The organism is Streptococcus parasuis (assembly GCF_021654455.1).
Classification (GTDB): Bacteria; Bacillota; Bacilli; order Lactobacillales; family Streptococcaceae; genus Streptococcus; species Streptococcus parasuis.
The window spans coordinates 2,114,053-2,140,699 of sequence record NZ_AP024276.1 but is presented as its reverse complement, the minus strand read 5'-3'; the positions used below and the strand labels follow the sequence as shown (position 1 = coordinate 2,140,699).

At 41.6% G+C, this 26,647-nt stretch carries 21 protein-coding genes; 16 read left to right on the top strand and 5 right to left on the bottom strand.

Features of this window, described 5'->3' with window-relative positions; translation table 11 throughout:
• Position 1: 1 nt before the first annotated feature.
• The gene (locus tag L6410_RS10710) at positions 2–1,297 is read right to left on the bottom strand and encodes a sugar ABC transporter permease (protein WP_024391304.1); all 1,296 of its coding nucleotides are present in this window, start codon (positions 1,295–1,297) and stop codon (positions 2–4) included.
• Positions 1,298–1,414: 117 nt separating this feature from the next.
• Positions 1,415–2,674 (bottom strand): extracellular solute-binding protein, encoded by a 1,260-nt coding sequence (locus L6410_RS10705; RefSeq protein ID WP_024391303.1) that lies wholly within the window; start codon positions 2,672–2,674, stop codon positions 1,415–1,417.
• A gap of 305 nt (positions 2,675–2,979) precedes the next feature.
• Here L6410_RS10705 and malQ point away from each other — a divergent pair, with 305 nt between their 5' ends.
• Positions 2,980–4,500: a 4-alpha-glucanotransferase gene (malQ, locus tag L6410_RS10700; RefSeq protein ID WP_237395503.1), complete on the top strand. Its 1,521-nt coding sequence runs from the start codon at positions 2,980–2,982 to the stop codon at positions 4,498–4,500.
• A gap of 39 nt (positions 4,501–4,539) precedes the next feature.
• On the opposite strand, the gene L6410_RS10695 is transcribed toward malQ, so the two are convergent.
• Positions 4,540–4,722: a hypothetical protein gene (locus tag L6410_RS10695; RefSeq protein WP_237395501.1), complete on the bottom strand. Its 183-nt coding sequence runs from the start codon at positions 4,720–4,722 to the stop codon at positions 4,540–4,542.
• Between the two features lie 108 nt (positions 4,723–4,830).
• Between L6410_RS10695 and L6410_RS10690 the strand changes: the two genes are divergently transcribed.
• The gene (locus L6410_RS10690) at positions 4,831–5,355 is read left to right on the top strand and encodes an ABC transporter permease (RefSeq protein WP_024391299.1); all 525 of its coding nucleotides are present in this window, start codon (positions 4,831–4,833) and stop codon (positions 5,353–5,355) included.
• Positions 5,356–5,391: 36 nt separating this feature from the next.
• Here L6410_RS10690 and L6410_RS10685 read toward each other — a convergent pair whose 3' ends face one another.
• Positions 5,392–6,306, bottom strand: a complete 915-nt coding sequence (locus L6410_RS10685; protein ID WP_172025354.1) for an SH3 domain-containing protein — start codon at positions 6,304–6,306, stop codon at positions 5,392–5,394.
• 258 nt (positions 6,307–6,564) lie between these two features.
• Positions 6,565–8,253, bottom strand: coding sequence for an arginine--tRNA ligase (argS, locus tag L6410_RS10680; protein ID WP_237395500.1), 1,689 nt, complete (start codon positions 8,251–8,253; stop codon positions 6,565–6,567).
• Between the two features lie 107 nt (positions 8,254–8,360).
• On the opposite strand from argS, the gene argR reads away from it, so the two are divergent.
• The 14 genes from argR to L6410_RS10615 all read left to right on the top strand — a co-directional run bounded on the left by argR (position 8,361) and on the right by L6410_RS10615 (position 26,617).
• Positions 8,361–8,798 carry an arginine repressor gene (gene argR / locus L6410_RS10675; protein WP_105126501.1) on the top strand — a complete coding sequence of 146 codons (438 nt, stop codon included), beginning with the start codon at positions 8,361–8,363 and terminating at the stop codon, positions 8,796–8,798.
• A 23-nt stretch (positions 8,799–8,821) separates the two neighbouring features.
• Positions 8,822–11,362: a DNA mismatch repair protein MutS gene (gene mutS / locus L6410_RS10670; RefSeq protein WP_237395499.1), complete on the top strand. Its 2,541-nt coding sequence runs from the start codon at positions 8,822–8,824 to the stop codon at positions 11,360–11,362.
• A 227-nt stretch (positions 11,363–11,589) separates the two neighbouring features.
• The gene (locus tag L6410_RS10665) at positions 11,590–12,033 is read left to right on the top strand and encodes a LytTR family DNA-binding domain-containing protein (RefSeq protein ID WP_024396332.1); all 444 of its coding nucleotides are present in this window, start codon (positions 11,590–11,592) and stop codon (positions 12,031–12,033) included.
• The gene (locus tag L6410_RS10660; protein ID WP_172089900.1) at positions 12,030–12,470 is read left to right on the top strand and encodes a DUF3021 domain-containing protein; all 441 of its coding nucleotides are present in this window, start codon (positions 12,030–12,032) and stop codon (positions 12,468–12,470) included. The genes L6410_RS10665 and L6410_RS10660 overlap by 4 nt, the downstream gene beginning before the upstream one ends.
• Before the next feature lie 197 nt (positions 12,471–12,667).
• The gene (gene nrdD / locus L6410_RS10655; RefSeq protein ID WP_172018928.1) at positions 12,668–14,839 is read left to right on the top strand and encodes an anaerobic ribonucleoside-triphosphate reductase; all 2,172 of its coding nucleotides are present in this window, start codon (positions 12,668–12,670) and stop codon (positions 14,837–14,839) included.
• Between the two features lie 98 nt (positions 14,840–14,937).
• Positions 14,938–15,072 carry a hypothetical protein gene (locus L6410_RS11045; RefSeq protein ID WP_272877457.1) on the top strand — a complete coding sequence of 45 codons (135 nt, stop codon included), beginning with the start codon at positions 14,938–14,940 and terminating at the stop codon, positions 15,070–15,072.
• Between the two features lie 2 nt (positions 15,073–15,074).
• Complete coding sequence (locus L6410_RS10650) at positions 15,075–16,412, top strand: bifunctional metallophosphatase/5'-nucleotidase (protein ID WP_237395498.1); 1,338 nt, start codon at positions 15,075–15,077, stop codon at positions 16,410–16,412.
• Positions 16,413–16,424: 12 nt separating this feature from the next.
• Positions 16,425–17,390, top strand: a complete 966-nt coding sequence (locus L6410_RS10645) for a Gfo/Idh/MocA family protein (protein ID WP_237395497.1) — start codon at positions 16,425–16,427, stop codon at positions 17,388–17,390.
• Positions 17,338–17,856 carry a GNAT family N-acetyltransferase gene (locus tag L6410_RS10640; RefSeq protein ID WP_237395496.1) on the top strand — a complete coding sequence of 173 codons (519 nt, stop codon included), beginning with the start codon at positions 17,338–17,340 and terminating at the stop codon, positions 17,854–17,856. The genes L6410_RS10645 and L6410_RS10640 overlap by 53 nt, the downstream gene beginning before the upstream one ends.
• A gap of 156 nt (positions 17,857–18,012) precedes the next feature.
• Positions 18,013–18,576 carry an anaerobic ribonucleoside-triphosphate reductase activating protein gene (gene nrdG / locus L6410_RS10635; protein WP_024391288.1) on the top strand — a complete coding sequence of 188 codons (564 nt, stop codon included), beginning with the start codon at positions 18,013–18,015 and terminating at the stop codon, positions 18,574–18,576.
• An 835-nt stretch (positions 18,577–19,411) separates the two neighbouring features.
• Positions 19,412–19,687 carry a hypothetical protein gene (locus tag L6410_RS10630; protein WP_024391287.1) on the top strand — a complete coding sequence of 92 codons (276 nt, stop codon included), beginning with the start codon at positions 19,412–19,414 and terminating at the stop codon, positions 19,685–19,687.
• A 3-nt stretch (positions 19,688–19,690) separates the two neighbouring features.
• Entirely contained in the window at positions 19,691–20,302 is a 612-nt protein-coding gene (lepB, locus tag L6410_RS10625) for a signal peptidase I (RefSeq protein ID WP_237395495.1), read from the top strand.
• A gap of 77 nt (positions 20,303–20,379) precedes the next feature.
• Positions 20,380–24,882: a SpaA isopeptide-forming pilin-related protein gene (locus L6410_RS10620; RefSeq protein WP_237395494.1), complete on the top strand. Its 4,503-nt coding sequence runs from the start codon at positions 20,380–20,382 to the stop codon at positions 24,880–24,882.
• A gap of 91 nt (positions 24,883–24,973) precedes the next feature.
• On the top strand, positions 24,974–26,617 hold the full coding sequence (locus L6410_RS10615; protein ID WP_237395493.1) for an isopeptide-forming domain-containing fimbrial protein: 1,644 nt from the start codon (positions 24,974–24,976) through the stop codon (positions 26,615–26,617).
• Positions 26,618–26,647: the final 30 nt, after the last annotated feature.

Sequence of the window (26,647 nt, the reverse complement as noted above, 5' to 3'; positions counted from 1 at the left end):
CTTAAACGTCCTCCATTTCAAATGCATTTAATTTCTTGAATGCAATCATTGAAATACTGATAACAATCAATGAAATAATCAAGGTAACGGCAGCGGCCATTGAGTATTGAGGTGATGTACCAGTTGTCAGTTTGTAAATCCAAGAAATCAGGATATCTGTTGCCCCTGCGCCACCACCGACACTACCAGGACCACCATTATTGAAGAGGTAGATGATAGAGAAGTTGTTGAAGTTGAATGTATATTGACTGATCAGAGTTGGTGCTGCCACAGCCAAGATCATTGGGAAAGTAATGTTGTTGAATTTTTGAATAGCATTAGCACCATCAATATAAGCAGCTTCGTACAAGTCATTTGGAATTGATTGTAGAATACCAAGTGTCAATACGTAGATATATGGGAAACCGAGCCATGCCTGCATCATAATCAAGGCGACTTTAGTCCAAAATGGATCAGTTTTCCAAGGGATTAAGAAATTATCAATAAATGGTAAGAATTTACTCAAGAAAGGTAATACTTGTGTATTAATGGCACCTACACTATCGTTAAACATGTTACTGAATGTCAAGATAGTTACGAAGGCTGGAACCGCCCATGGAAGCAAGAAGATAACACCAAAAATACGTTTTCCTTTGATAAATGGTTGGTTTGCAATGATAGCTGTCAAGATACCGATAACAATTTGGGCAGTTGAAGCACAAAGAGCCCAGATAATGGTCCAGCCAAGTACAGAACCAAATGCTGTACGGAAAGTACTCAATTTCCAAATATTTGTAAAGTTACTAAACCCAACCCAGTCTAGCAATGCACCAGGAGGTAAATGCTTAAAGTCATAGTTTGTAAAAGCGATAAATAGTGTTACTACAACAGGGAAGATGATAGCAAACGTCATCGCAATATAAGATGGAATAATCAACAAGTAAGGGAAGCCATTTTCATAGACTCCTTTAATCATATCTTGCAAAGAAGTAGTAACTGGATGACCAGCATTCCATCGCTTAGCAGTACTGTGAGCATCTTTTAGGTTCAGTGCATAAAACGCCAAATAAACAACTGTGATAATCAAATGGAAAGAACCACGAATCAACATGAAAAGAGAGTTATCTTGGCCACGTTGACTACCTAAAGTGACGAGATTTCCGAGTTCACCAGCAGCAATTGTAATAAAGTAGATTAGAAAAGCAACCGACACCCCTAGAAAAATATATCCTTTTGCTTTTTGTTTATTATAGATTTGCCCAAGACCTGGAATCAGGGACAAAAGGAGGGCCTTGCCTGGATTTTGTTTCATAGTCATAGTCTCCTTTGAGAATAGGAGTTAGTATATTATCCTAATTTTTATTACTAACACCCTTGAGTAAATTTAAGTAATAAAGTAGACTGGGAAGAATTCCCAGTCCAACTTTAAACTTGACTAGTTGCTGTGTTTTTGAGCAATCTCATCTGCAATAGCTTTTACAGCATCTGTTGCAGCAGTTTTAGCGTCTTTAGCACCACTTGCTGCTTCGAAGAGCATGTTACCAGCTGGTGTCCAAACTGAACCCATTTCAGAGATGTTTGGCATTGGTTGAGCTGAAGCGAATTGGTTGATAACAGCAGTTGTCAACTCATCGTTTTTGCTTACTGCGTATTCACGAGCTTCAGTGTTAGCAGGAATTTCGTTTGTAGCATCGTAAAGTGCTTTTTGTTGATCTGTAGAAGTCAAGTAGTCAACAAATTTTTGAGCCAATTCTGGGTTTTTAGAACCTGTAGGAACAACCCAAGCTTTACCACCACCAAATGCTGCGTAGTTTTCGCCATTTGGAAGAGTTGGGATAGTAGCTACACCGTAGTTCACACCAGCTTCTTTATATGAAGCTGCTTTCCAAGGACCTTCGATGACTGCAACAGCTTTACCTTCAGTGAATTGAGTGTTGATCAAGTTGTTAGCAGCTGTGCTATCCTGAAGACCTTGAGGCCATTTTTCATACCAAGTTTTAGCGTATTCAATCGCTTTAACAGCACCATCGTTTGCAAGACCGATGTCTTCTGGGTTAGTACCGTTATCACCGAATACGTAACCACCGTAACCTGCTAAAAGACCGTAAGTGTAGTAGAAGTTTGTCCAGTCAGCAAGGAAGGCAGTTGTTTTACCAGTTTCACCTTCAAAAGCATATTTGCTATCTTTAGCCAATTCTTCTAATTCAGCAAATGTTTTAGGTGCCGCTGAAACTAAATCTTTGTTGTAGTAAAGAACAAGTGTTTCGATAACTGCAGGTGAACCATAAACTTTACCGTCGTTTGTTACAAGAGCAGTTGTTGTATCATCAGTTTTGCTGCTGTCAGCAAGTGTCAATTCTGACAATTGACCTTCAGAACCAAGGCTACCTACGCGGTCGTATGGTGCCATCATAACGTCTGGAGCTGAACCTGATTGGTTATCCAATGACAAGTTATCCAAACCAGTCAATGCATCACCAGTTTTAACTGTAACAGTTACATCGTTTTCTTTTTCAAAAGCAGCTTTGACATCATTGATGTAAGTTTCATAACCTTGGTCAATGTAAATTGTCAACTCTTTGCTTTCGCTAGCAGCGCTAGATGAAGATGTTGATGAATCTGAGTTTGAGCAAGCAGCCAAAACAGCAGTTGATGCAGCTAGAAGAGCAACGCTCTTAAGAAGTGTGTGTTTCATATTCTTCCTCCAAGAATAAAAATAGTGATGATACGCTTGCAAGGTGCAAACGTTTTCCTAATGTGCCTTTATTATACACCATCGCGCACACGTTTGCAAGCGTTTTTAAAAAATTTTTTCAAAAAAATTTTTAGTGCAATTTCGAGCAATTATTTTTTTAATTATTTTAATGAAAGAAAGTGAAATATTTCTCCAACTTTTAAAGAATTATAATGAATATTGCTTGATTTGTTTAGACCTTGGGTATATAATATAACGAGAAAACGTTTGCACTATCAATTATAGTGCGAGAATAGGGGATATAAATGAAACAACGCCAAAGTGGAGTGCTCATGCACGTCTCATCATTACCAGGAAAATATGGAATTGGTTCAATGGGCCAAGCAGCTTATGATTTTGTTGATTTTTTAGTTCGCACAAAGCAACGCTATTGGCAAATTTTACCGTTGGGAACGACTAGTTATGGAGATTCTCCATATCAGTCATTTTCGGCATTTGCTGGTAATACGCATTTTATTGATTTCGATATATTAGTCGAAAAAGGTTGGCTACAATCAGAAGATTTACAAGGTATTGATTTTGGTCAGAATCCTGTAGAAGTAGATTACGCAGCAATTTTTCAAGCTCGTCGACCATTATTAGAAAAAGTAGTTGCGAATATCAAAGCGCAAGGTTTGCCAGCTGAGTACGGAATTTTCTTGACGGAAAATGATTTTTGGATCCATACATTTGCTGAATATATGGCCATTAAAGAGCATTTCGATCTCAAACCCTGGACTGATTGGGAAGACCAAGGGGCTCGTTTGCGTCATCATGACACTTTGGAACACTATCGTCACTTGTTGGCAGATCGAATTGATTATCACCGCATTACACAATATTTATTCTTTTCACAATGGAAGGCTTTAAAGGCTTACGCCAATGCCAAAGGTATTGAGTTTGTTGGGGATATGCCAATCTACATTGCTGCAGATTCTGCTGATATGTGGGCCAACCCTCATTTCTTTAAAACGGATGAAGAAGGCAAGCCGAGTGTGGTTGCAGGTTGTCCACCGGATGCATTTTCAGAAATTGGTCAGCTTTGGGGCAATCCAATTTATGACTGGGAAGCGATGAAACAAGACGGCTTCACATGGTGGGTTGCACGTTTACGAGAATCTTTCAAGATTTACGATATGGTTCGAATCGACCACTTTATCGGCTTTGCCTCTTTCTGGGAAATTCCAGCAGGTGAAGAAACTGCTGTAAACGGTTACCGTGTTGAAGCGCCAGGTTTTGAATTATTTGATACGATCAAACGTGAACTTGGTGATCTAAATATTATTGCTGAGGATCTCGGTTCTGTGACGGACAAGGTTATCCAATTGCGTGATACGACAGGTTTCCCTGGTATGAAAGTTTTGCAGTTTGCCTTTGACCCTGAGGGAGACAGCATTGAAATGCCCCATAACCATCCGAATAATGTGGTGGCATATACGGGAACCCATGACAATGATACGATTCTTGGCTGGTACGAAAATGAAACGACTCCTGCTTCACGTGCATTCTTAGATAAGTATAGCAATCGACGCGATGATGAAACGGTCCATCACGCCCTCTTCCGCCTTCTCTTTGGGTCCCCAGCCTTCATGGCTGTTGTAACCATGCAAGACCTACTTGGCTTAGACGGTTCTGCACGCATGAACTTGCCAAATACACTTGGTGGCAACTGGACATGGAGAATGGCAGAAGAGCAACTCACCCCAGCAATAGAAGCAGAGCTGCTTGATTTGACCGAGACTTATCGTCGTGTCAATGTGCGCATAGTTAATGAAAAATCAGAATAAAATGAACTCCTCTAAGCAGCTAACTTAGAGGAGTCTTTGTTAACTCTGTTGTCGGGCATAGAGCCAGTAGCGAATCCAGTAGTAGATGGTGTAGAGTAGGCAGGCTACGATAGTCCAAATGAAAAATGTATTCAGCACTTTAGCAAGACTTGGCAATAACCAGTTAATCAGTAGAGTAACTACAAAAATAATCACTCCGATATAGGTGGGTAATTTCTTCATGAGTTTTCCTCCTTTGAATTTAGTACGACAAATTTATATTTGTAGCCAAATGAAATATATGATTGACAAAACAAAGATATAAGAGTAAAATAATACAAGGAGGTTCATATGAAAAAACCAATTCATTTATATATTCTTGTTACTCTATCAGTTATCCAAAGTTTGTTAAGAGGATACTCAGCTTTTTTTGCAAAATATGATGAAGAATCGACACGACAAATGTTTCAAAATTTGAACGTGACAGGACTAGATGAGACAATTTTTGATTACATGAAAGAGTCATTTCTTTTCCAAACCAATATCATCAATAAGGCGTTAGTAGTTGTTCTTCTGCTCGCAGTTATTGCAACGATTGTGTTACTGTTTCTGAAACGAAATGAACAAGCTTCTTATACTTACTTGGGCTATCTTTTTGGAACTCTGGTATTTTCAACCTATGCATTTATTGGTTCGAAAGGGGTGGCACAGGTTTATACCGATGCAGTCATGCGTCAAGGGGTAGAATCTCAAGCTATGCTTGGATATATTTTTCAAGTAGTGCTGTTTGCTATCTATTTTGGGATAACAATTTTCTTCCATTTGCGTAAACCAAAAGAAAAACCAAGCACAGCCGTTAATTCAACAGATATATAATTCAAAAAAGCGCAGTCGAAAGATTGCGCTTTTGAGTTAGGAAATAGCTATGTAGCGTCGTATGCCTGAATAACTAATATAGCTAATCCACAGCCGACCATCAGCAGTTATAAGCTTGTCGTAGTGCACCGTGGCGCCGGCATCGTAGTAGGTGATTTCAGGACTGGACAATTTCGGGGCATTTCGAACGCTGGAGCGTATTTTTACTCTATAGGTACCCGATGATGGGAGTTGGGGCAAGGAACTTGTTTGGTGAGATTGGCTCAAGGAATAAACTGGGATATAGCGCCGAACCCCTGAATAGCTGATATAACTAATCCAAAATTGCCCTTCAGCTTCTACAACCTTATCATAATATACTTTCTCACCGTTCTCATAGTACCCAACGGTCGTACTAGTCTGGGTAGCTTGAGATTTTATAGGAAGACGACTGGAAAATGTATAGACTCCAGTGGATGGAAGTTTTGGCAAGGCAGAAGAAGACAAATCCTTGAAGTGGATGTAGCCACTGACGGAGTTTCTATTAATGGTTCTGCGATTGTACTTGTACTGATAACCGTAGTTATACTCTTCTATTTCTACAATGTCTCCATATACTGCCGACACCCAAGCAACATGCATGGGCGATTCCCACCAAGCGATAGCTCCTACAGCAGGTATCATATCCACCTTATATCCCTCTTGTCTAGCGCGATGACCCCAGACATTGGCGTCACCATAGGCAGGTGGTAGTGTAAATCCGTTGACCGTACTGAGTCGAAAGGCAGAGAAAGATGTGCACTGTCTGGTATAAAGTCTCCAAGGGTCTACGGCGTTGATGGCAGTATAGGGATAATTATCCCCAAGAGTAGTGGCGGAAGCAAAAAACGACGAATGTATACTGAAATAGATGATACAAGCCGTTATCGCAAGTCGACAAATGGTCCCTTTCTTTTTAAAAAGATTGTTCATGAACCCTCCTTCTAATAGATGTTGAGGTACGAATGATCCCTCTTGTAGTCATTTAGTTTATCTTTGATTGCCCTACTTCAGTTCAGCCTGCAGCTCGTTGCTTTGTACTTAAAGAAAACTAAACGACTATATCTATTTATTCGTAACGCCGAAAGGTATTTACTTATAGAAATCAGGTTAAACTCCAACCAATAATTCGGACTGAAGCTGGTATCGGAGGGGTAGAAAAAAGCCTCGGCTGGTGGCCGAAGGCTTTGATTACATTTTTTCTGGAGCTTTTACACCGAGGAGGCGAAGCGCTTCTTTAAGAACTACACCAGTTGCATAGGCCAGTGCTAGACGGCTATCACGCTCTGGGCTTTCATCCAAGATACGAGTATGTGCGTAATACTTATTGAAGGCTTGGGCTAGATTAATAGCATATTTAGCAATGAGAGATGGGTCAAATTTATCACCAGCACGTTCTACAACAGTTGAGAAGTTTTGGATATGTTTGATAATTTCCCAGCTTTCTGCGTCAGCTAGTTTGTAGTCATTTTCTGCGCTTGGAACAAAGTTTGCTTTGCGCAAGATAGACTGGATACGGGCGTATGCGTATTGTACATAAGGACCTGTCTCACCTTCAAAGGAAACCATAGCCTCTAAATCGAAGTCGTAGCCGTTGTCACGGTCAGTTTTTAGATCGAAGAACTTAACAGCACCGACACCGACTGCATGAGCCACCTCTTCCTTGTTCTCAAGATTAGGATTTTTGGCTTCAATTTGTGAAAGGGCGCGTGAAATTGCTTCGTCCAAAGTTGGTTCGAGCAGGATGATGTTCCCTTTACGAGTAGAGAGCTTTTTCTTGTCCTTGGTAACAAGACCGAAAGTGATATGGGTCATATCGTCGCTCCAGTCAAATCCCATTTCCTTTAGAACAGCTTTCAACTGTTTGAAATGGTTGATTTGCTCTTGACCAACGACGTAGATACTTTTCACAAAGTCATAGGTGCGTTTGCGGTACATTGCTGTTGCCATATCGCGCGTGATGTAGAGGGTTGCACCGTCTGTTTTTCTGATAAGAGCAGGTGGAAGGTTGTAGCTTTCAAGGTCAACAATTTGAGCACCTTTAGATTCTTGAAGAAGACCTTTTTCTTCTAAGATTTGGATACCCTCGTCCATCTTATCGTTATAGAAAGCTTCACCGTTGAAGCTGTCGAAGTGGACATCTAGTTTTTCATAGATACGGTTAAATTCGACCAAACTTTCATCACGGAACCATTGCCACAATTCCAAGGCTTCTTGGTCGCCATCTTCCAATTTTTTGAACCATTGGCGTGCTTCCTCATCCAATTCAGGTTTTTCTTCGGCCTCAGCGTTGATACGAACGTAGAGTTTGAGGAGTTCTGAAATTGGGTCTGCTTCGACAGCAGCCTTGTCCCCCCACAGTTTGTAGGCAACGATCAACATACCAAATTGTTTTCCCCAGTCACCCAAGTGGTTGATACGGATTGGATTGAAGCCTAGTTTTGCATGGATATTGGCAAGAGCATCACCGATAACAGTTGAGCGCAAGTGTCCAACTGAGAATGGTTTGGCAATGTTTGGACTTGACATATCGATGGTAACATTGCGACCTTGACCGATATTGAGTTGACCATACTGGTCTTTTTCAGCAATCACATCTGTCAAGACTTGGTGGGAAATAGCATCCTTATCCAAGAAGAAGTTGACATAAGGACCAGTTGCAACAACTTTCTCAAAGCCAGTTGTATCAATCTTTTCCACGATATCCGTTGCGATAGCCTGTGGCGCTTTTCGCTCCACTTTTGCAAGTGAGAAGGCAGGAAAAGCAACGTCACCCATTTCTGATGATTTTGGTTTTTCGAGTAATGAATAAATCGTCTCAATGTCTAATTGAGGAAGGACAGCAAATAATTTTTCTGCTACCGTTTGTTTATGATCCATAAAAAAATCCCTCCAAGAGTTATTGATTCTATTTTATCATAATTCTAGGTCAATAGTTGGGAAAAATGTTATAATATTTCTATAAATATACATTTTGAGGTACAAGTATGAATAAATTAGAGAGGCATGAATTGATTAAGTCAATGATTCGGCAAGGTAAGGTCGGCCGTCAAATTGACATTCAATTATGGTTGGAAGAACAGGGAATTTCCGTGACACAGACAACCTTGTCACGAGATTTGAGAGAATTGGGTGTTGTAAAAGTTCACGAATCTGGGGAGTCCTTTTATGCACTAGGAGAGGATGATAGTCAGGTTCATTTTTGTCAATTACTAGCCCAATATACGAAAAGTGTAAACCGAGCTAGTTTTATCCTGGTTCTACATTCGGAACTAGGGGAAGCGGCCTTGATGGCCAATATTATTGATGAAGAGAAACCAGAGACCATTTTAGGAACCGTAGCTGGTGCGGATACCTTATTGGTCATCTGTAAAGATGATGTTTCTGCTCAACGTGTTGAGGAAGAAATAAATAGTTTCTTGTAATCGTTAGAATGAGAGAATAATGGATGGCAACAGAAAAAATTTCTCCAGGAATGCAGCAGTATCTGGATATAAAAGCACAATATCCAGATGCTTTTTTGCTTTTTCGTATGGGAGACTTTTATGAGTTATTTTATGAAGATGCGGTAGAGGCGGCTCAGATATTGGAATTGTCTTTGACCAGTAGGAATAAGAATGCAGAAAACCCTATTCCTATGGCCGGGGTGCCTTATCACGCAGCACAACAGTATATCGACACACTAGTTGAACTGGGGCATAAGGTCGCTATTGCTGAACAAATGGAAGATCCCAAACAGGCTGTTGGAGTTGTTAAACGTGAAGTGGTGCAAGTCATCACTCCAGGCACAGTGACCGATTCATCAAAGATGGGAGCCGACAGTAACTATTTGGTTGCGATTGACCGTCAGGGAGTGCAGTTCGCACTTTCTTATATGGATGTATCAACAGGTCAGTTTTTTGTGACTAGTTTGGATGATTTTACCAGTCTTTGCGGTGAAATCCGCAATTTACGGGCACGTGAATTGGTCATCGGCTATGCTCTGTCGGAGGAAGAGGAGCAGGTTTTCTCTAATCAGATGAACTTGTTGCTCTCTTTTGAAGATGAGGTGACAGAGGATGTCCAATTGATTGATAATTCCTTGACAGACTTGGAGAAAGCTGCAGCAGGCAAGCTTCTCAGCTACCTTCATAGGACTCAGATGCGGGATTTGGTCCATTTGCAAAAAGTGGTTCACTATGAAATCAAGGACTATCTGCAAATGGACTATGCAACCAAGTCCAGTCTGGACCTGCTTGAAAACGGTCGGACAGGCAAGAAGCACGGTAGTTTGTACTGGTTGCTAGACGAAACCAAGACAGCTATGGGGATGCGACTATTGCGGACATGGATTGATCGTCCCTTGATTGACCTTAAGCGGATTGAGAATCGTCAGGCTGTCGTTCAGGTTTTTCTGGATTACTTCTTTGAACGGAGTGACTTGGTCGAGGCTTTAAAAGGTGTCTATGACATCGAACGCTTGGCCAGTCGGGTATCTTTTGGGAAAACCATGCCCAAGGATCTCTTGCAGCTCTCCCAGACTCTGGGAAATATCCCAGCAATCAAGAATATCTTGCTACAAATCAATGAGCCTGCTCTAGGCAATCTGGTAGCTGGATTGGACCCAATTCCAGAACTGCATGCTCTCATCAGCTCTGCTATTGACCCAGAAGCCCAAGGGACCATCACAGATGGAAACATCATCCGTACGGGCTTTGACGAAACGCTGGATCAGTACCGTCTGGTCATGCGTGAGGGAGCGGGTTGGATTGCGGAGATTGAGGCCAAGGAGCGTGAAGCGTCTGGTATCAACAATCTTAAGATTGATTACAATAAAAAAGACGGTTACTATTTCCATGTGACCAATTCCAATCTGGGCAATGTGCCTAGTCATTTCTTCCGTAAGGCGACCTTGAAAAACTCGGAGCGTTATGGAACGGAAGAGTTGGCTAAGATCGAAGGGCAGATGTTGGAGGCGCGTGATAAGTCTGCTAATTTGGAGTACGAGATTTTCATGCGGATTCGCCAAGAGGTTGAGAAGTATATCGGTCGCTTGCAGAAGTTGGCTCGGACCATTGCAACCATCGATGTTTTGCAGGCCTTTGCAGTTGTGGCGGAGCAGCAACATTTGGTTTGTCCACGCTTTACAGATCAAAGAGAATTGACCATTGACCGTGGTCGTCATGCGGTGGTGGAGAAGGTCATGGGCAAGCAGACCTACATTCCCAACTCTATTCACTTGAATACCGATACGCATATGCAGCTGATTACAGGTCCAAACATGAGTGGTAAGTCTACCTATATGCGGCAGTTGGCGGTTATCGTTATTCTGGCGCAGATGGGTTCCTATGTGCCTGCGGATCAGGCTGAATTGCCGATTTTCGATGCTATTTTTACCCGTATTGGGGCAGCAGATGACCTGGTCAGCGGTCAATCGACCTTCATGGTCGAAATGATGGAGGCCAATAAGGCGGTCCGTCTGGCGACAGATCGTTCGCTCATCCTCTTTGACGAACTTGGACGGGGAACGGCTACCTATGACGGTATGGCTCTGGCCCAGTCTATCATCGAGTACATCCACGACAAGATTGGTGCCAAGACTCTCTTTGCCACCCACTACCATGAGTTGACAGACCTTAGTCAGACCTTGGAACACTTAGAGAATGTCCATGTATCGACCTTGGAGAAGGACGGCCAAGTCACCTTCCTCCACAAGATTGCCCAAGGTCCAGCTGACAAGTCCTACGGGATCCATGTGGCTAAGATTGCGGGAATGCCAGAGGAGCTATTGGAGCGGGCGGATAGGATTTTGCAGACACTTGAAAACCAAGCTCCTACTGCACCAACTCACCCAGCTCCGTCAGTTGTGGAAGAGCCGTCTGGTCAAATCGACCTCTTCGCAGACACGCCATCTCACCCAGTCCTCGATGAACTGGCAAAACTGGACATCTATAATATGACCCCAATGGAAGTCATGATGGCGGTGGCGGAGTTGAAGAAGAAATTATAATATAGTCATTTAGTTTGCTTTATTACTTCGTTAACTCACTTTGCCGTACTCCAGTACTGTCTGCAGCTCGTTGCCTAGTACTAAAAGCAAACTAAAAGACTATACAATGAAAGTCAGGACAGCTGTTCTGGCTTTTTTGCCGTTTAGCTTAAGTAATCAACCATATAGCCAAAAGCCCTTGAAACCAGTAAAGAAATGGTGTTTAATAGGGACAGAAAGGAGAGAACATGAAAGTAAAACTAGATATTTCTTCAGAAATTTTAGAAGATATGGTGACAATTGAAGCCCAGTCTATGTCTGAGCAAATTACTCACTTGGTGACCTATATTCAGAATTTAGACAAGAGAACTACCAGTCTGACTGTAAAGAAAGGAGAGCAGATTTACCTTGTAGATTACGCTAGTATTGTAAGGTTATATCTGGAAGACAAAATCTTACAGGTGGAAACTGAGGAGGATTCCTTTACTTCCAATCTACGCTTGTATCAGGTCAAAGATATGCTTCCTGTACACTTTTTGCAAATTTCTCAATCGGAAATTATCAATATTAGGCAACTGGACCACCTCAAACTGACCCCAAACGGTATGGTCAAACTATTTATGAAAAATGGCTCCATCACCTATTCATCCCGTCGTTATTTAAAAACTATTAAAGAAAGGTTAGGATTATGAAAAAATATCTCTTATCGGCATCTATGGGTGTCACCATTGGCAGTTTGATTTCAATCATCATGGCAGGTTTCTTTGGCAGAGGCTACTACTTGCCGGTCAATCCCCATTCGACTATGGGAGCTATCTACCTGGCGCGGTTTTCGCAGCCGATGGTTATGCTGATCTCAGTACTTATTTGGGGGGCAATTGGTGTCCTCTTCCAAGCTGCGGACAAGATTTTTGAGCAAGATTGGAGCTTGATGCGGATGACGGCGACGCATTTTCTAGTGACAGCGATTGGCTTCACACCGCTTGCGATTTTGGCGGGCTGGTTTCCAGTCAATCTGGCAGGACTGCTCTTTTTCTGGCTCCTCTTTATCTTGATTTACGCTCTGCTATTTTTCATCAATTACAAGAAAATGGAAGCCAGCGTGCAGGCCATAAACCGTCATTTATAGGTTGAGTAGGACTCGGCTTTCCATCAAAATAAATGAAAACAAGGAGTGCAAATCTTCTTGTTTTTTCATTTCCTTCCAGAAAACGCAAACTATATATTGTGTTTAAAAATAAAGAATCATTTTTTTGCCACAAGATATTGATTTTTAAAATTCAAAGTGCTAGACTATAAGGAGTGAAATATTTGGAGGTTTGTCAGATGAGAGTACAAGAAAATGTCTTGCCAAGCATAGAATTGTTGGTATTAAAGCGTGATGGACGGACAGTGTCCTTTGAACAGGATAAGATTTTTTCGGCTCTTCGGCGGGCAAACCAAGAATTAGAACATCCTGTTTCAGAAGCAGGTTTAAAAATAGTATTAGAAGCTGTTTTGGCTGAAATTGGTCGCCGATTTGAGAAAGATGTTCAAATTTACGAAATTCAAACGGTTGTTGAGCAAGAATTGTTAAAAGCTCATTTGTATGATTTGGCGGAGCTTTATATTCAATACCGCACACGCCGTGATTTTCGCCGTCATCAGGCTACAGATATCAATTTCGAGATCCATAAATTATTGAGCAAGGATCAAACCGTTGTTAATGAAAATGCTAATAAAGACGCGGATGTGTTCAATACCCAACGTGACCTGACAGCAGGAATTGTCGGTAAGTCAATCGGTCTCAAATTATTGCCAGCTCATGTGGCCAATGCCCATCAAAAAGGCGACATCCACTACCACGACTTGGATTACAGCCCTTATACACCAATGACCAACTGTTGTTTGATTGATTTCAAAGGAATGTTGGCACAAGGCTTCAAGATAGGAAATGCGGATGTAGAAAGTCCGAAATCTATCCAAACAGCTACGGCTCAGATTTCACAAATCATTGCTAATGTGGCCTCAAGTCAATATGGTGGTTGCTCAGCTGACCGTATAGATGAAGTTTTGGCGCCCTATGCGGAACTCAATTACCAAAAGCATTTGAAAGACGCCAAGGATTGGGTGTTAGCAGACAAGCAAGAAGAATATGCGCGTGCTAAAACGCAAAAAGACATCTATGACGCTATGCAGTCTTTGGAGTATGAAATCAACACCCTTTTTACTTCCAATGGACAAACACCCTTTACCTCACTCGGTTTTGGGCTAGGGACATCGTGGTTTGAGCGAGAAATTCAAAAAGCGATTTTGAACATTCGTATCAAGGGTCTGGGGCGCGAAGGTCGGACAGCTATCTTTCCTAAGTTGATTTTCACAGTTAAGCGTGGCTTGAACTTGGAGCCAGATTCTCCAAACTATGACATCAAGCAATTGGCGATTGAATGTGCAACCAAGCGTATGTATCCAGATATGCTTTCTTATGACAAGATCGTTGAGTTGACAGGTTCCTTCAAGGTGCCAATGGGCTGCCGCTCTTTCCTACAAGGTTGGAAGGATGAAAATGGGCAAGATGTGACATCTGGTCGTATGAACTTGGGTGTCGTAACCGTCAATTTGCCACGGATTGCCATGGAGTCTGCTGGAGACAAGGATAAGTTCTGGGAAATCTTTGCAGAACGTATGGCCATTGCCAAGGATGCTCTGGTCTATCGTGTGGAACGAGTGAAGGAAGCAACCCCGGCCAATGCTCCAATTCTCTATCAATATGGGGCATTTGGCAAACGATTGGCTAAGACAGACGCAGTAGATGAAGTCTTTAAAAATCGTCGAGCAACCGTATCTTTGGGCTACATTGGTTTGTATGAAGTCGCAACAGTATTCTATGGTGGCGAATGGGAGACCAACCCAGAGGCAAAAGATTTCACGGTGGATATTATCAAGAAAATGAAAGACTTGGTTGAAGATTGGTCGGATGAATATGGTTATCATTTCTCAGTTTATTCGACACCATCTGAAAGCCTGACAGACCGCTTCTGCCGTATGGATACAGAGAAATTTGGCATCGTTAAGGACATTACGGATAAAGAGTATTACACTAACAGTTTCCACTATGATGTACGCAAAAATCCAACACCGTTTGAGAAACTGGATTTTGAGAAAATTTATCCTGCTGTAGGTGCCAGTGGTGGATTTATCCATTACTGTGAATACCCTGTACTGCAACAAAATCCAAAGGCTTTGGAAGCTGTTTGGGACTATGCCTATGACCGTGTAGGTTACTTGGGAACCAATACTCCGATTGACCATTGTTACGCCTGCGATTTTGAAGGTGATTTTGAACCAACAGAGCGTGGTTTCAAGTGTCCAAATTGTGGAAATAGCGATCCTAAGTCGGTGGATGTTGTTAAACGAACTTGTGGCTATCTAGGCAATCCACAAGCCCGTCCGATGGTAAAAGGTCGTCACAAGGAAATTTCAGCGCGTGTGAAACACATGAACGGGTCAAGTTTGTAAATCATAAATAAACAAGATAGGACTTCCACAGTTCCAAGTAGCTGTGGAAGTTTGTTATAAATGAACACAGGTTCAAAAATGAAAATAAGGTGAAAAGAATGGGAAAATATCAATTAGACGATAAGGGCAAGGCGCTTGTTGAGCGCTATCATGAGAAAAATTCTAACGTGAAGCAGGACAAGAAGTCTCGCGTACAAGAATTGTTAAAGCAAGCTAGAAATAAGAAGAGATAGTCATGGATTTTAAGGACATCAGCATACTTCATACCAATGACATGCATTCCTATATGGAGAATTTTCCAAAGAAGGCGCAACTAATTACGGACATTCGAGCGAGCAATGAGAAAAGAGGTGTACCTACCTTCGTATTTGACAGCGGCGACCTCTTCTCTGGAAATATTTTCTTCAATATGTACCGGGGAGTGAAGGAAATCGAATTAATGAATAGAATTGGTTGTCAGGCTATGACCTTGGGCAACCATGAATTTGACCACGGAGATGAGTTGCTTAGTCGTTTGAATGACTATGCCAAATTCCCCATTGTTTCAACCAATATTACCTATCGCAATCCGCATGAGGCTGAGGAATTGGTACCGATTGAAGATAAGTTGGTTTTCGATATAGCTGGTCAGCCTCTCTACGTTCTTGGTTTAACGACCCTAGAGACAGAAGAAGTCGCCTCTCCATCGGATAAAGTGGTGTTTGAAGACCACAGACAGGCCTTGAGAAGGGCTTTGGCAGAGATGGCGGAAGATGCACATATTGTTTTGCTTAGCCACCTGGGTTATGAAGAGGATCTCCGATTGGCGAGGGAATTTCCTCAGTTGAATCTTATTTTCGGAGGTCATACCCATACGATTTTATCAGCACCGAGTCAGGTTGGAAATGTCAGTATTTTTCAAGCTGGACAGTATGGGCGTTTTCTTGGCAATCTACTCCTTAGATGCTATGCGGATGGTAGTCACAAGGTCTTGTCTTATGACTTGGTGGAGATTGATAAACAAAAAACCGAAGACGAAGAGATTCGAAGAGTGATTGATCAGATGCAAGCAGAACGCAATGCACGCTTTGCACATCCCATTGCTCAGCTCCCAGCCCCCTTAAATGGAGAAAGGGACAGTATTCGTCACGGTCGATCAACGTTAGCCCCTCTTATTACGCAAGCCCTATTTGAACAGGCGGTTTCTTTCGGCTATCAGCCAGACGGGGCAGTTATCAATGGTTTTGGTATCCGAACATCCCTAAGTGCAGGCCCTGTTTACTATAGTGATGTCGTCAAGGTCTTGCCCTTTTCGAAGCGCGTGCTGCTAGTCAGCATACGGGGGGAGGACTTGATTTCTAGTCTCACAACAGGCCTTCATCCGCAAGTACATGGGATTCAACGTCGAGGAAGTCGCTTCTGTATCAATAGTAGAGCAGTTGAGCCAGCTAAGAACTATCAGATTGTGACCAACTCTTTTGTTTGGTCGGGTAAGGATAACTATGATGAATTTCACAAAGCTACCATCATTCGTGACTTAGGACTAGATGTGGATATTCTGAGCAATTTCTTAGAAGAAAAATTTGGAAATTAAGAGGAAATTTTCGTGAAAAAGATTGGAATTATTGGCCTGGGTGGTATTTTTCAAAAAGCCTATCTGCCATATTTGCGAACGCTATCGGGAATTGAGTGGCATCTATTTACCCGCAACCAATCAGTTCTCACCAAGATCGCGACTAGTTTGCCTCACAGCCAAACCTACACCTCGGTTCAAGAGTTGGTTAACCTTGGTTTAGACGGGGTCATGATCCATGTTGCCACAAAGGCCCATATGGAAATAGCAGAGCTGTTCTTGGAAAAAGGAATCCCAGTCTATATGGACAAACCATTGACAGAGGATGTTTACCACACCGCAACCCTATATCAATTAGCCCAATCCAAGGGTGTTTTGCTGATGGCAGGTTTTAACCGTCGCTTCGCACCCACCATTCAAAATCTAAAAAGTAAGCCCAATAAGCGAAGAATTATTGTAGAGAAGAATGAAGTCAATGACGTGGGAAGTCGAACGTTCAAACTATTTGACCTTTTTATTCATCCCTTGGATACAGCCCTTTATTTGCTGGATGACCAGCCACTTTCGGCTACGTATAGTTATCATCTTGAAAATGGGCAGCTTAGTCAGGTTTTGGTTACCTTACAAAGCAAGCAAACTTCAGTCCTTGCCTCAATGAATCTTCAAGCAGGTAGCCGTAGAGAGATCATGGAGGTACAGACGCCTCAGGGCACTTATCAGGTAAAAAACTTAGAAGAATTGCGCATGTATACGGCCGGCCAGGAAATACTAGAAAGTTTTGGATCTTGGGATAGCACCTTGTATAAACGAGGGTTTGAAAGCATGGTGGATGCATTTTTAGATGCCTTGGTTACCAAGCAAAATCCAGTCAATCCTACATCCAGTTTGTTGAGCCACTGGATTTGCCATCAAATCGCACACGCTGAGCACCAGATAGGAGAATTACATGTCAATATCCCAACCGAAATTAACCTTGAGGCGTCCGACATTGTCGGATAAAACCACGATTTTGGAAATGATTGCTGAGTTTAAGCAGGCAGAAAGTGCCATGGATGGTGGCTTCTACCAGATGGGTGAAGAGTATGAAAATTGGTTAGAGAAATTACAATTAGCTGAGGCTGGCCTGGACTTGCCAGAGGGCTTTGTCCCTTATATCCAGTATGTTTCATTTGATGAAAGGGGCCAAGCTGTCGGTTTTCTCAATCTACGCCTGCGACTCAATGACTTCCTGCTCAACAAGGGAGGCCATATTGGTTATTCTATCCGCCCTAGCCAACGGGGGAAAGGATTTGCCAAGAAGCAACTACATCAAGGTCTTCAGGAAGCTATTTCCAAAAACATTTCCCGAATTCTAGTGACCTGCTCACAAGAAAACGAAGCCAGTCGCAGAACGATTCTGGCATGCGGTGGAGTCCTAGAGGATGTCCGCGAAGGGACAGAACGCTATTGGATTGATGGGAAGTAAGAAAGAAAAGCCACGAAAGCAAAATTGGAAAGGAATAAAAGTCGGTTCGGGCACCATGACTCGAGCTGACCAAAGCAACCGTATGGGGAATACCATCAGACATTCGTTTATCCTACAGAGGATGGATTTCCTTTACACCTGCTCAAGGTATCAGATATGAACAATCCCAAACCACAAGAATGGAAAAGTGAGGAACTCAGTCAAGGACGCATTATCGACTATAAGGCTTTTAACTTTGTGGATGGTGAAGGCGTTCGCTGTTCCCTATACGTCAGCGGATGCATGTTCCATTGCGAAGGCTGCTACAATGTTGCAACCTGGTCTTTTAAGGCTGGTATTCCCTACACCCAAGAACTCGAAGACCGTATTATAGATGACTTATCTCAGCCCTACGTACAGGGATTGACCCTTCTCGGAGGAGAACCCTTTCTCAATACCGGGACGGTCTTACCCTTGGTCAAGCGCATTCGGAATGAATTACCCGAAAAGGATATCTGGTCTTGGACAGGCTACACATGGGAAGAATTGATGCTGGAAACTCCAGACAAGTTGGAGTTGCTCTCGTATTTGGATATCCTAGTAGATGGCCGGTATGATCGAACCAAACGCAATCTTATGCTGCAGTTTCGTGGTTCATCCAACCAACGGATTATTGATGTCCAACAGTCCCTAAAAACCAATTGCCTTCAACTATGGGATAAACTGAAAGATAATGGATGAAAACCATAGATTAAAATGGCGATAAGAAACACGAAAAATCAGAACTCACAACCAGTCACTCCCTCACTCAGATGGGAGCTGGTTTTTTTTTTTTAATAATTGCTGGAAGGGATGAGAGATCGCATATGGTTTTTATTAAAAAACTAAGCAAATTGTAAATAAATGGTAAAAAATATGAAAAAATCATAAAAAATTTATGCTTTTTGAGTTAAAATACTTGCAAATAAAATACGTTATAGGGTATAATCGTCAAGGTGCTGTTTTTAAATGAGTAAAAGTCGTTAAATATATAAATGAAAAAGCAATCAAAAAACAGTAAAATTCAAATTTATATCTAGACAAACTTCTCTCTGCAAATTAGTATGGAAACAGCTATATATATATCTAATTCATTAAAAATAGTCCAGTAAGGCTAGTCCGTTTGAGAAGGTCTACAAAATAATATGTCAAACATTTAGTGGGTTAAGTCAATTAGAGTTAGGAGAGGTTAGCTGGATGAATAAATGGAATGAACACGATAACGAGTTTGTGACAGCACAGATTCAATTTGGAGAGCATAATTGTTTGATAAAAATCTGAAGTTGGGTTATAATTCTGAAAATGCTTTTTTTTTTTAGCAATTATAAATTTTATTTCTAACATTAGTGCATACCATTCTAAATATGCAATCTGCTTGCTTTCATGATAAAAAGATGGCCAATGTTACACAGATGATCATTGTGGTAAAAAAATATATGCAAATATAGAGCTAGACATAATGCTTTTTGTATGAAAAATAACATATAAGAAATTTATTGACACAAACTTTATTTTTAATTAGGGAAATTATTGAATTATGGATGAAAAGCAACTGAGAAAATTAAGACGTACCGATTTATTGGAGCTCTTGGTTTCCCAGGCTGAAAGAATTGAAACCTTGGAAGCTCAAGTAGCTGACTTGCAGGAAAAATTGGAAGACAAGCAAATCATTTTAGAAAATGCGGGCTCAATTGCAGAGGCTGCGCTTCAGCTAAACCGCATATTTGAAACGGCTCAGCAAACAGCAGATCAGTACCTTGCAAGTGTCAAACGTTTGGCAGATAAGTCCGTTCTAGAAAATGAGGAGCAATAAACCGTGCAAGAATTTCCATGGAAGAAAGAGCCTGTTAAACGAGAGGATTTACCCAGTTCAGCCATCTTGTCAAAAGAGTTGAACAGAGTAAAATATCGAGACCGCTATTTTAAGACCCTTAAGGGAACGATTTATACTTTACTGGCTGTTGCGGCCGTTGCTGTCTTGGTTGCGACCATCTGGTTGCCTGTCTTACAAATTTATGGAAAATCCATGACTCCCTTGCTGGAGGCAGGAGATTTAGTCGTTTCTGTAAATGATAATCAATTAGAGAGTGGCGACGTCATTGCATTCTATTACAACAATAAAGTGCTGGTAAAACGTGTCATCGCAACTTCTGGACAATGGGTCGATATTGATGAAGATGGAAATGTCAGTGTGGATGGAGAAGTCATCGATGAGCCCTATCTTTCTGATGGCGAGAAAGCATATGGCGATACCAATATTGAACTACCCTACCAAGTTCCTGATGGGAAATATTTCGTGATGGGAGATCACAGAAGTGTATCGATTGACTCACGCAATACCGCTGTCGGAACTGTAGGTACGGAACAAATTGTAGGGAAACTTACCTTACGAATTTGGCCTTTAAACCGAATCACTTGGATAGAATAAATCCTTTTATGTACAGCAAAAATAGATGAAAAAGAATAAATGAAAAAGAAAAAGTTGGAAAGGAGATTGAAGTTGGCATGAGAGCCCTACTTGAAGCATTAGCCAATCTGGTTAGAGAACGCGTCAGAGATAGACTGTGGGAGAAAATTGGTTTAGCCCTATCTATTATCGTTGTGTTCTGTACTACCTATGTTTTGATTTTGCCGGCGCTGACCCTAACAGGGAATTCAGACAGCAAGGTCATTCAGCAGGAAACTCAGACTGCATTGTCAGAGACGGAGACTTCTGTCACAGAAACCATAGAATCTTCTCTATCACCGCAAGAAGTGACGATTGAGTCACCACCAGAAACAACCAGCCCTTCTACAACTACAGAAGAGACGGAAACACCACAAAGTAGCGTAACTCAAGAAAGCGCCCCACAACCGACAGGCAATCAAGCTGGTCAATTTGAAGTGGAGGCGGACAATGTCATTGTGAAGGTTTCCTATGAAGCTGAAACTTTCAATGAGTCAGTTTCACTACGAGTTACACCCATTGCGGACACCAGAAAAATTGAAGACAAACTCAATGATGTCTTGAAGGAAAACAAGCAAAGCTTGATAGAGTCCTATTCTTACGATATTTCCTTTATTAATGCAGCTGGAGTGGAAATCGAACCTTCAAAAGAAGTGTCCGTTTCTATCAACTTTAAAAATGCCCTAGCTTCATCTGAGATACAAGAAGGTTGGAGACTCTACCACTTTATCAATAATAATATGGATCAGGTGGAGGATTTAACAACTGAAACCGCGACAGTAATTGATCAGGACAAGTCCGAAAATGTGACAGAAGTATCCTTCAAATCGGATAGTTTTTCAACCTATACCTTGGGAAATGTCACCTATCAAAGTATTGATATCTTCTCGCCGAAAATTACAGCACAAGGACGATCTACCTACAAAGAAGCAACCAAAATACTGGATTCCACAATTAAAATAGATTTTTCAATCAATCAGACTAACTTGGCTCAAACCTTGAACTATGCCTTGAAGTTACCAACGAACACAGGGATTGATACATCAGAATTACAGTTTGATACGCCTTATCCAATCTATAAAGATGGAATTAAGCAATTTACCTATAGTTTCAAGAAGGATAGCAGTGGCAATGCCTATCTCGTCTTTGAATTTGATAAAGATTATTTCAATAACCTTACTGCGGATGCAAAAGGTGCTGTAAGCTTAAGTTACTTTATGACTTCAACAACCGCAAATAGGGATTTGAATAATAATTACAACTTTATTTTCGGAGACAATGCTGCTTTGACCATTCCGTCATCCTCTATTGATACAATTCCAGATACGACGCCAACAAGTACCAGTACATCAACCAGCACCTCGACTTCAACGAGCACCAGCACCTCGACTAGCCAACCGCCTCAAAAGGATGTTTCGGTATCGAAATCGGTCAACCCTATAAGCTATGAGGGGAATGTTGCGATTGTCAAATATCAAATAGAGGTGAAGTCAAATAATGGTACGAATGACAGTATTAAACTGAGCGATGTTCTTAGTGCATCAGGGGTAACAGTTGATTCCCTGACCATTGACTCTGTAATCCGACAGACAGGTTACACGAATAACACCTCCATTCCAGTTACTCCTAGCATTTCGTCAGACAAAAAGACCTTTGAGATGACCCTGCCTCGATTAGCGGCAAATCAGAGGTATCTGGTCACCTATACCTACCGTATCAGTAATTATACGGCTGGGTCTGGAACGTGGATAAACAACCAGGCGACAACCACGACCCCAAACATCCCCAATAGCAGTACCAACAACAATACAACCGTCGGGAACTACCAATCTGCTAAATCAGGAACTTATGATGATGCAACAGGGCTGATCACTTGGACCCTAAGGGTGAATACGAGTCAAGTCAATATTGCAGGTGCAACCCTGACTGATCCGATGTTCAGTGAAGCCTTGAATTTACCGACTAGCGGAGAAGGTTGGACACGAAATGGCAATGTCATCACCTTTAATGCTCTCTCAGGGAGCACGACCAATAATAAGACCTATGAATTTGTCTATAAAACAAGGGTGAGTAGTGATAAGATGACCTGGGCAGGGAACAGCGTCACCAACACGGCTATTTTGACTTCACCAAGTGGTTATAAGGCGCCTACAACAGCGGAAGTACCAATCAACTCAGGAGACATTGATAAGACCCTTACCACAGTTGAAGGGACAGACAATGACTTAAGTCAGCTCTTAAACTGGAATCTGGCGATTACCATGCCGAAAAGTCAAGTCTTGCCTGCAGGGACAGTCTTTACAGACACACTGAATGGTAAGGATGGTGGCGACATTCAAAACCATTACTTTACCAAGAATCAGATAACCAGCTTATACAACAATCTGACCAAGATTTTCGGAGCTGGAAATTTCACCCTCGAAGCTGCGACAATAGGAGATTGGAATTCAAATTATATCGACCAAAGCCTTACATTAGTTGGAAACAAGTATTACAAGATTCGAATCACCCTCTTGAAAGACTTTACCAGCAGTGTGAATCTCAATCTGGCCTACCAGTCCACCATAGATGCCACAAGCACCAAGAAATTTATGAATACAGTTGTTTCAGGAAGCCATACTAGTAGTCAGAGCTATGACTATAAATCCTTGTCAGGGAAATTGACTAAGATGGATGGTAATACGATTTCTTGGAACGGTTCGGCAAATGATTTCAATGCCAGTACGACCAGCCATATCATTGCGGAGAGTGCTGTCGATAATGGCAACGCCTATATTAAATGGGCGGTCAAAGTAGAACTCAGTAGTACTGACACAACTCTAACTGTAACGGACACACCTCCAGAAGGTCTGGAGTTGGTATCTGTTGAATACGGAAATATTGATTACAGAGTTACAGCCGCGATAGCGAATGGAGCAATTTCTAAGAACAATACATGGGATATGAGTAATGATTTGACCATTTCAGGAAAAGTAAATTCTAATGGGCAAATTGTCACGACAGCAACAGCACTAAATGGTCAAAACCTAAGTTCGGTGATTCAAGGTAAAACATATTTCTATTTTGTTTATACCTTCCGCTACAAGGGAGAGGTTCCAGTCAGTCAGAGTGCTACCTATCCACTGACCAACAACGCTTCAGTTACAATAAATGGAGAAGAGTCAGGCTCGGACGGACACACTCAGAACATCACAGTTGAACCATCTAAAAAGATTTCAAAAGACGGTGTTTGGGACAATGACAAGAAAACAGTTGACTATAGTTTGACTATTAACCCTAAAGCACAGGATTTAGTGACAAATAGTGACAGTCTAACAATCATTGATGTCTTTAAATACACTGGAGATGTCAATACTGGAATTGCTTATCAGCTTTTAGCGGATTCTATTACTTTGGTTGACTCGAACAACCAAGTTGTAGACAAGAGCCAATATTCATGGACAACCTACACCATACGGACAAAGAGTGATGGTACAGGGGAAAATCAAATTGTCCTCAAGGTCATTGTTCCAGATGGTCAGGCCTACACCCTTAAGTACAGCTATCAATTTTCTGCCAATAAAGTAACTGATCCAAGGCAAAATATAGCTATCAATGTGTCCAATTCAGCTAGGATATACGAACTCGCTGATAGTAATGCTGGCAATAGCTCAGACTCTACAGCAACCACTACAAGAATTCAGACGGCTTCTGTCAGTTTTGAAACAGCCTACAACATTACAAAAGTAATGACAGGAAACTATGGATACACCTTACCTGGTGCGGTTTTCACAGTTTATGAGTACGGTACCAATAAGAAGATGGCCAGCTACACGACAGGTGCCAAAGGAACCTTAGCAATCTTCCGTGATGGACGAAATGCCAGTGAAAATATTGCTGCACTCGACTACGATACCGTATACTATATCATGGAAACCAAGGCGCCAAGTGGCTACCAACTCTCAGAATCGCCGAATAAATATTACTTCCAATATTCTGATACAGGAATAACTAAAAATCCTCCTCCTTTTGGAGAAGAGGTGATAGATTTATCACAACGGTCTGCCAATGAATACGTCGAAAACGATCCGCTTCCATCCTCAACCACAATTACTATTAACAAGAAGTGGTTAGATGCTAATGGTCATCAGACAACACGTTCCTCAGGTTCTATCGATGTTAACCTCATGCAGGTTAAGGTAGATGATGCTGGGAAGATTCTTTCTGAATCTCGCTATGGTCGTTATCAGATGACTCCATCGGGCTCAGATATCTGGACCTTGTCTTTGGATAATGTACCAACCCAGACCAAAGACTCAACAGGTGCCATCACCTACTATAGATACTATGTAACAGAGGACCCAATAGAAGGGTATGACGTATCTTATGATGTAACCAAAGACAACGCAGTTTCTTCAGGAGACATCACACTTGTCAATCAAGCCCAACAAGCCTATGTGCTTCCTGAAACGGGAGGCATAGGACCGGAGAAGGTTGCTATCTTTGGATTGGTTGCCTCAATGGTCACTATGATTGGTCTCTTGGTTCATCTGTACAGAAAGTATCAAGGAGGTGCGCCCTAGGTAAAAAGTAACTCAATTTTTGGCTTAGTGCCACAACTTTTTTTACTCAGTGATGTCGATCACATCAAGCAACAATTTTATGGAGAAAAAAATGAAAAAAATAAAGCTAATCTTAACAATGCTCGCTGCGTTGTTCCTTGCCTTCTCGGCATTAACAATTCAGGCGGCAGATACTACTACTTATACTATTACCATCCAAAACCCTAACTACGATAGTAGTGGTCAAGTTATTGGTGATGGTAACACTTATAACTTCTTTGGTCGTACCTATGAAGCATACCAAATCTTCGCTGGTGATTATTCGAAGGATACTAATGGTGTTGAAAGATTGTCAAACATCACTTGGGGTGCTAACATTAATGAAGCTGGTAAACAAGCCTTAGCTGACGCTTTCAATGGCGGAACTATTGATGCAGCAGCTATCGCAGCAGCATTAGCTGCTGGAGGAAACGGTGCAAAATTTGCAGCAGTAGCAGGTGCGCTTAATGCGGATGGAAATTCCTACCTCTATTTGACAGGGACTCCCAAGCAATCTTCAGAAACTACACAAACTGGAGTTTCTGTAACTATTTCTGGATTAGCAGCTGGTTACTACTTCGTGGCAGATAAATTAGGAACCTTAGAAAATTCTAACCGAGCTTATTCTGAATACATGTTGCAAGTTGTTGGTGACACGACTGTTAGCTCAAAACTATCCATCCCTTCTGTAGAAAAGAAAACAAAAGAAACAAATGATACAACAAATTCAGTATCTGATTGGCAAGATTCTGGTAGCTATGACTTAGGAGATGTTATTCCTTTCCAATTGACAGCTACTCTTCCTCAACGATACGCAGAATATACCTCTTACTACTTGAAGTTTGTAGATACTCTTTCATCAGCATTAAGCTTTAATGCAGGTAGTGTAAAAGTCTACGCAGTGAATGGAAGTGATAGAACAGATGTTACGAGCTACTTTACAGTTGATACAACTTCTGGCTTGAACATTTATACAAATGATGTTAAAAAAATTACGACTGTAAACATTACTGCTGCAACTAAGATTGTAGTTGAATACACTGCAACTTTGACATCAAATGGATTGGTGGTTGGTCAAGAGAATGCTTCCAAAGGAAATCCAAACACGGTTAAGCTTGTTTACTCGAATAACCCTAACTATACTGGTTCAGGTGAAACATCTCCAAAAGGAGAAACACCAGAAGATAAAGTTACTATCTTTACCTTTAGTTTAGATATCAATAAAGTTGGTGAAGATAAGAAAACACCTCTTAGTGGTGCTGTATTTACCCTTCAAAAAAATGTGAATGGAGTTTGGACTGATCTCACTTTGGTGAAATCAACAGATGGCACAAACTTTAAAGTGACTGGCTTGGATGCAGGGGTTTACCGTCTAGAAGAAACTGTTGCTCCGGCGGGTTACAATAAACTAACAGCTCCTATTTACTTCCGAGTTCTTGCAAATGCAGATACTTTGGCGGCAGATCCCCTCTTAAGAACTGTATCAGTTGAACGTCTTAATTCAGACTTAACTAATCAATCAAGCTCAGAATCGGATAACAAAGTTGCCTTCGATACTACAGGTGGTAAGTTAAGTACAACAGTTGTCAACGGTACTGGTTCATTGCTTCCTGAAACAGGTAGCGTCGGTACTCGTTTGCTCTACATTTTAGGTTCAGTATTTGTGATTGGTGCAGGTATCCTCCTCATCACAAAACGTCGCATGGACGCTGAATAATCGTAATAAGGGAGAAGCAGGAGGTAGCAT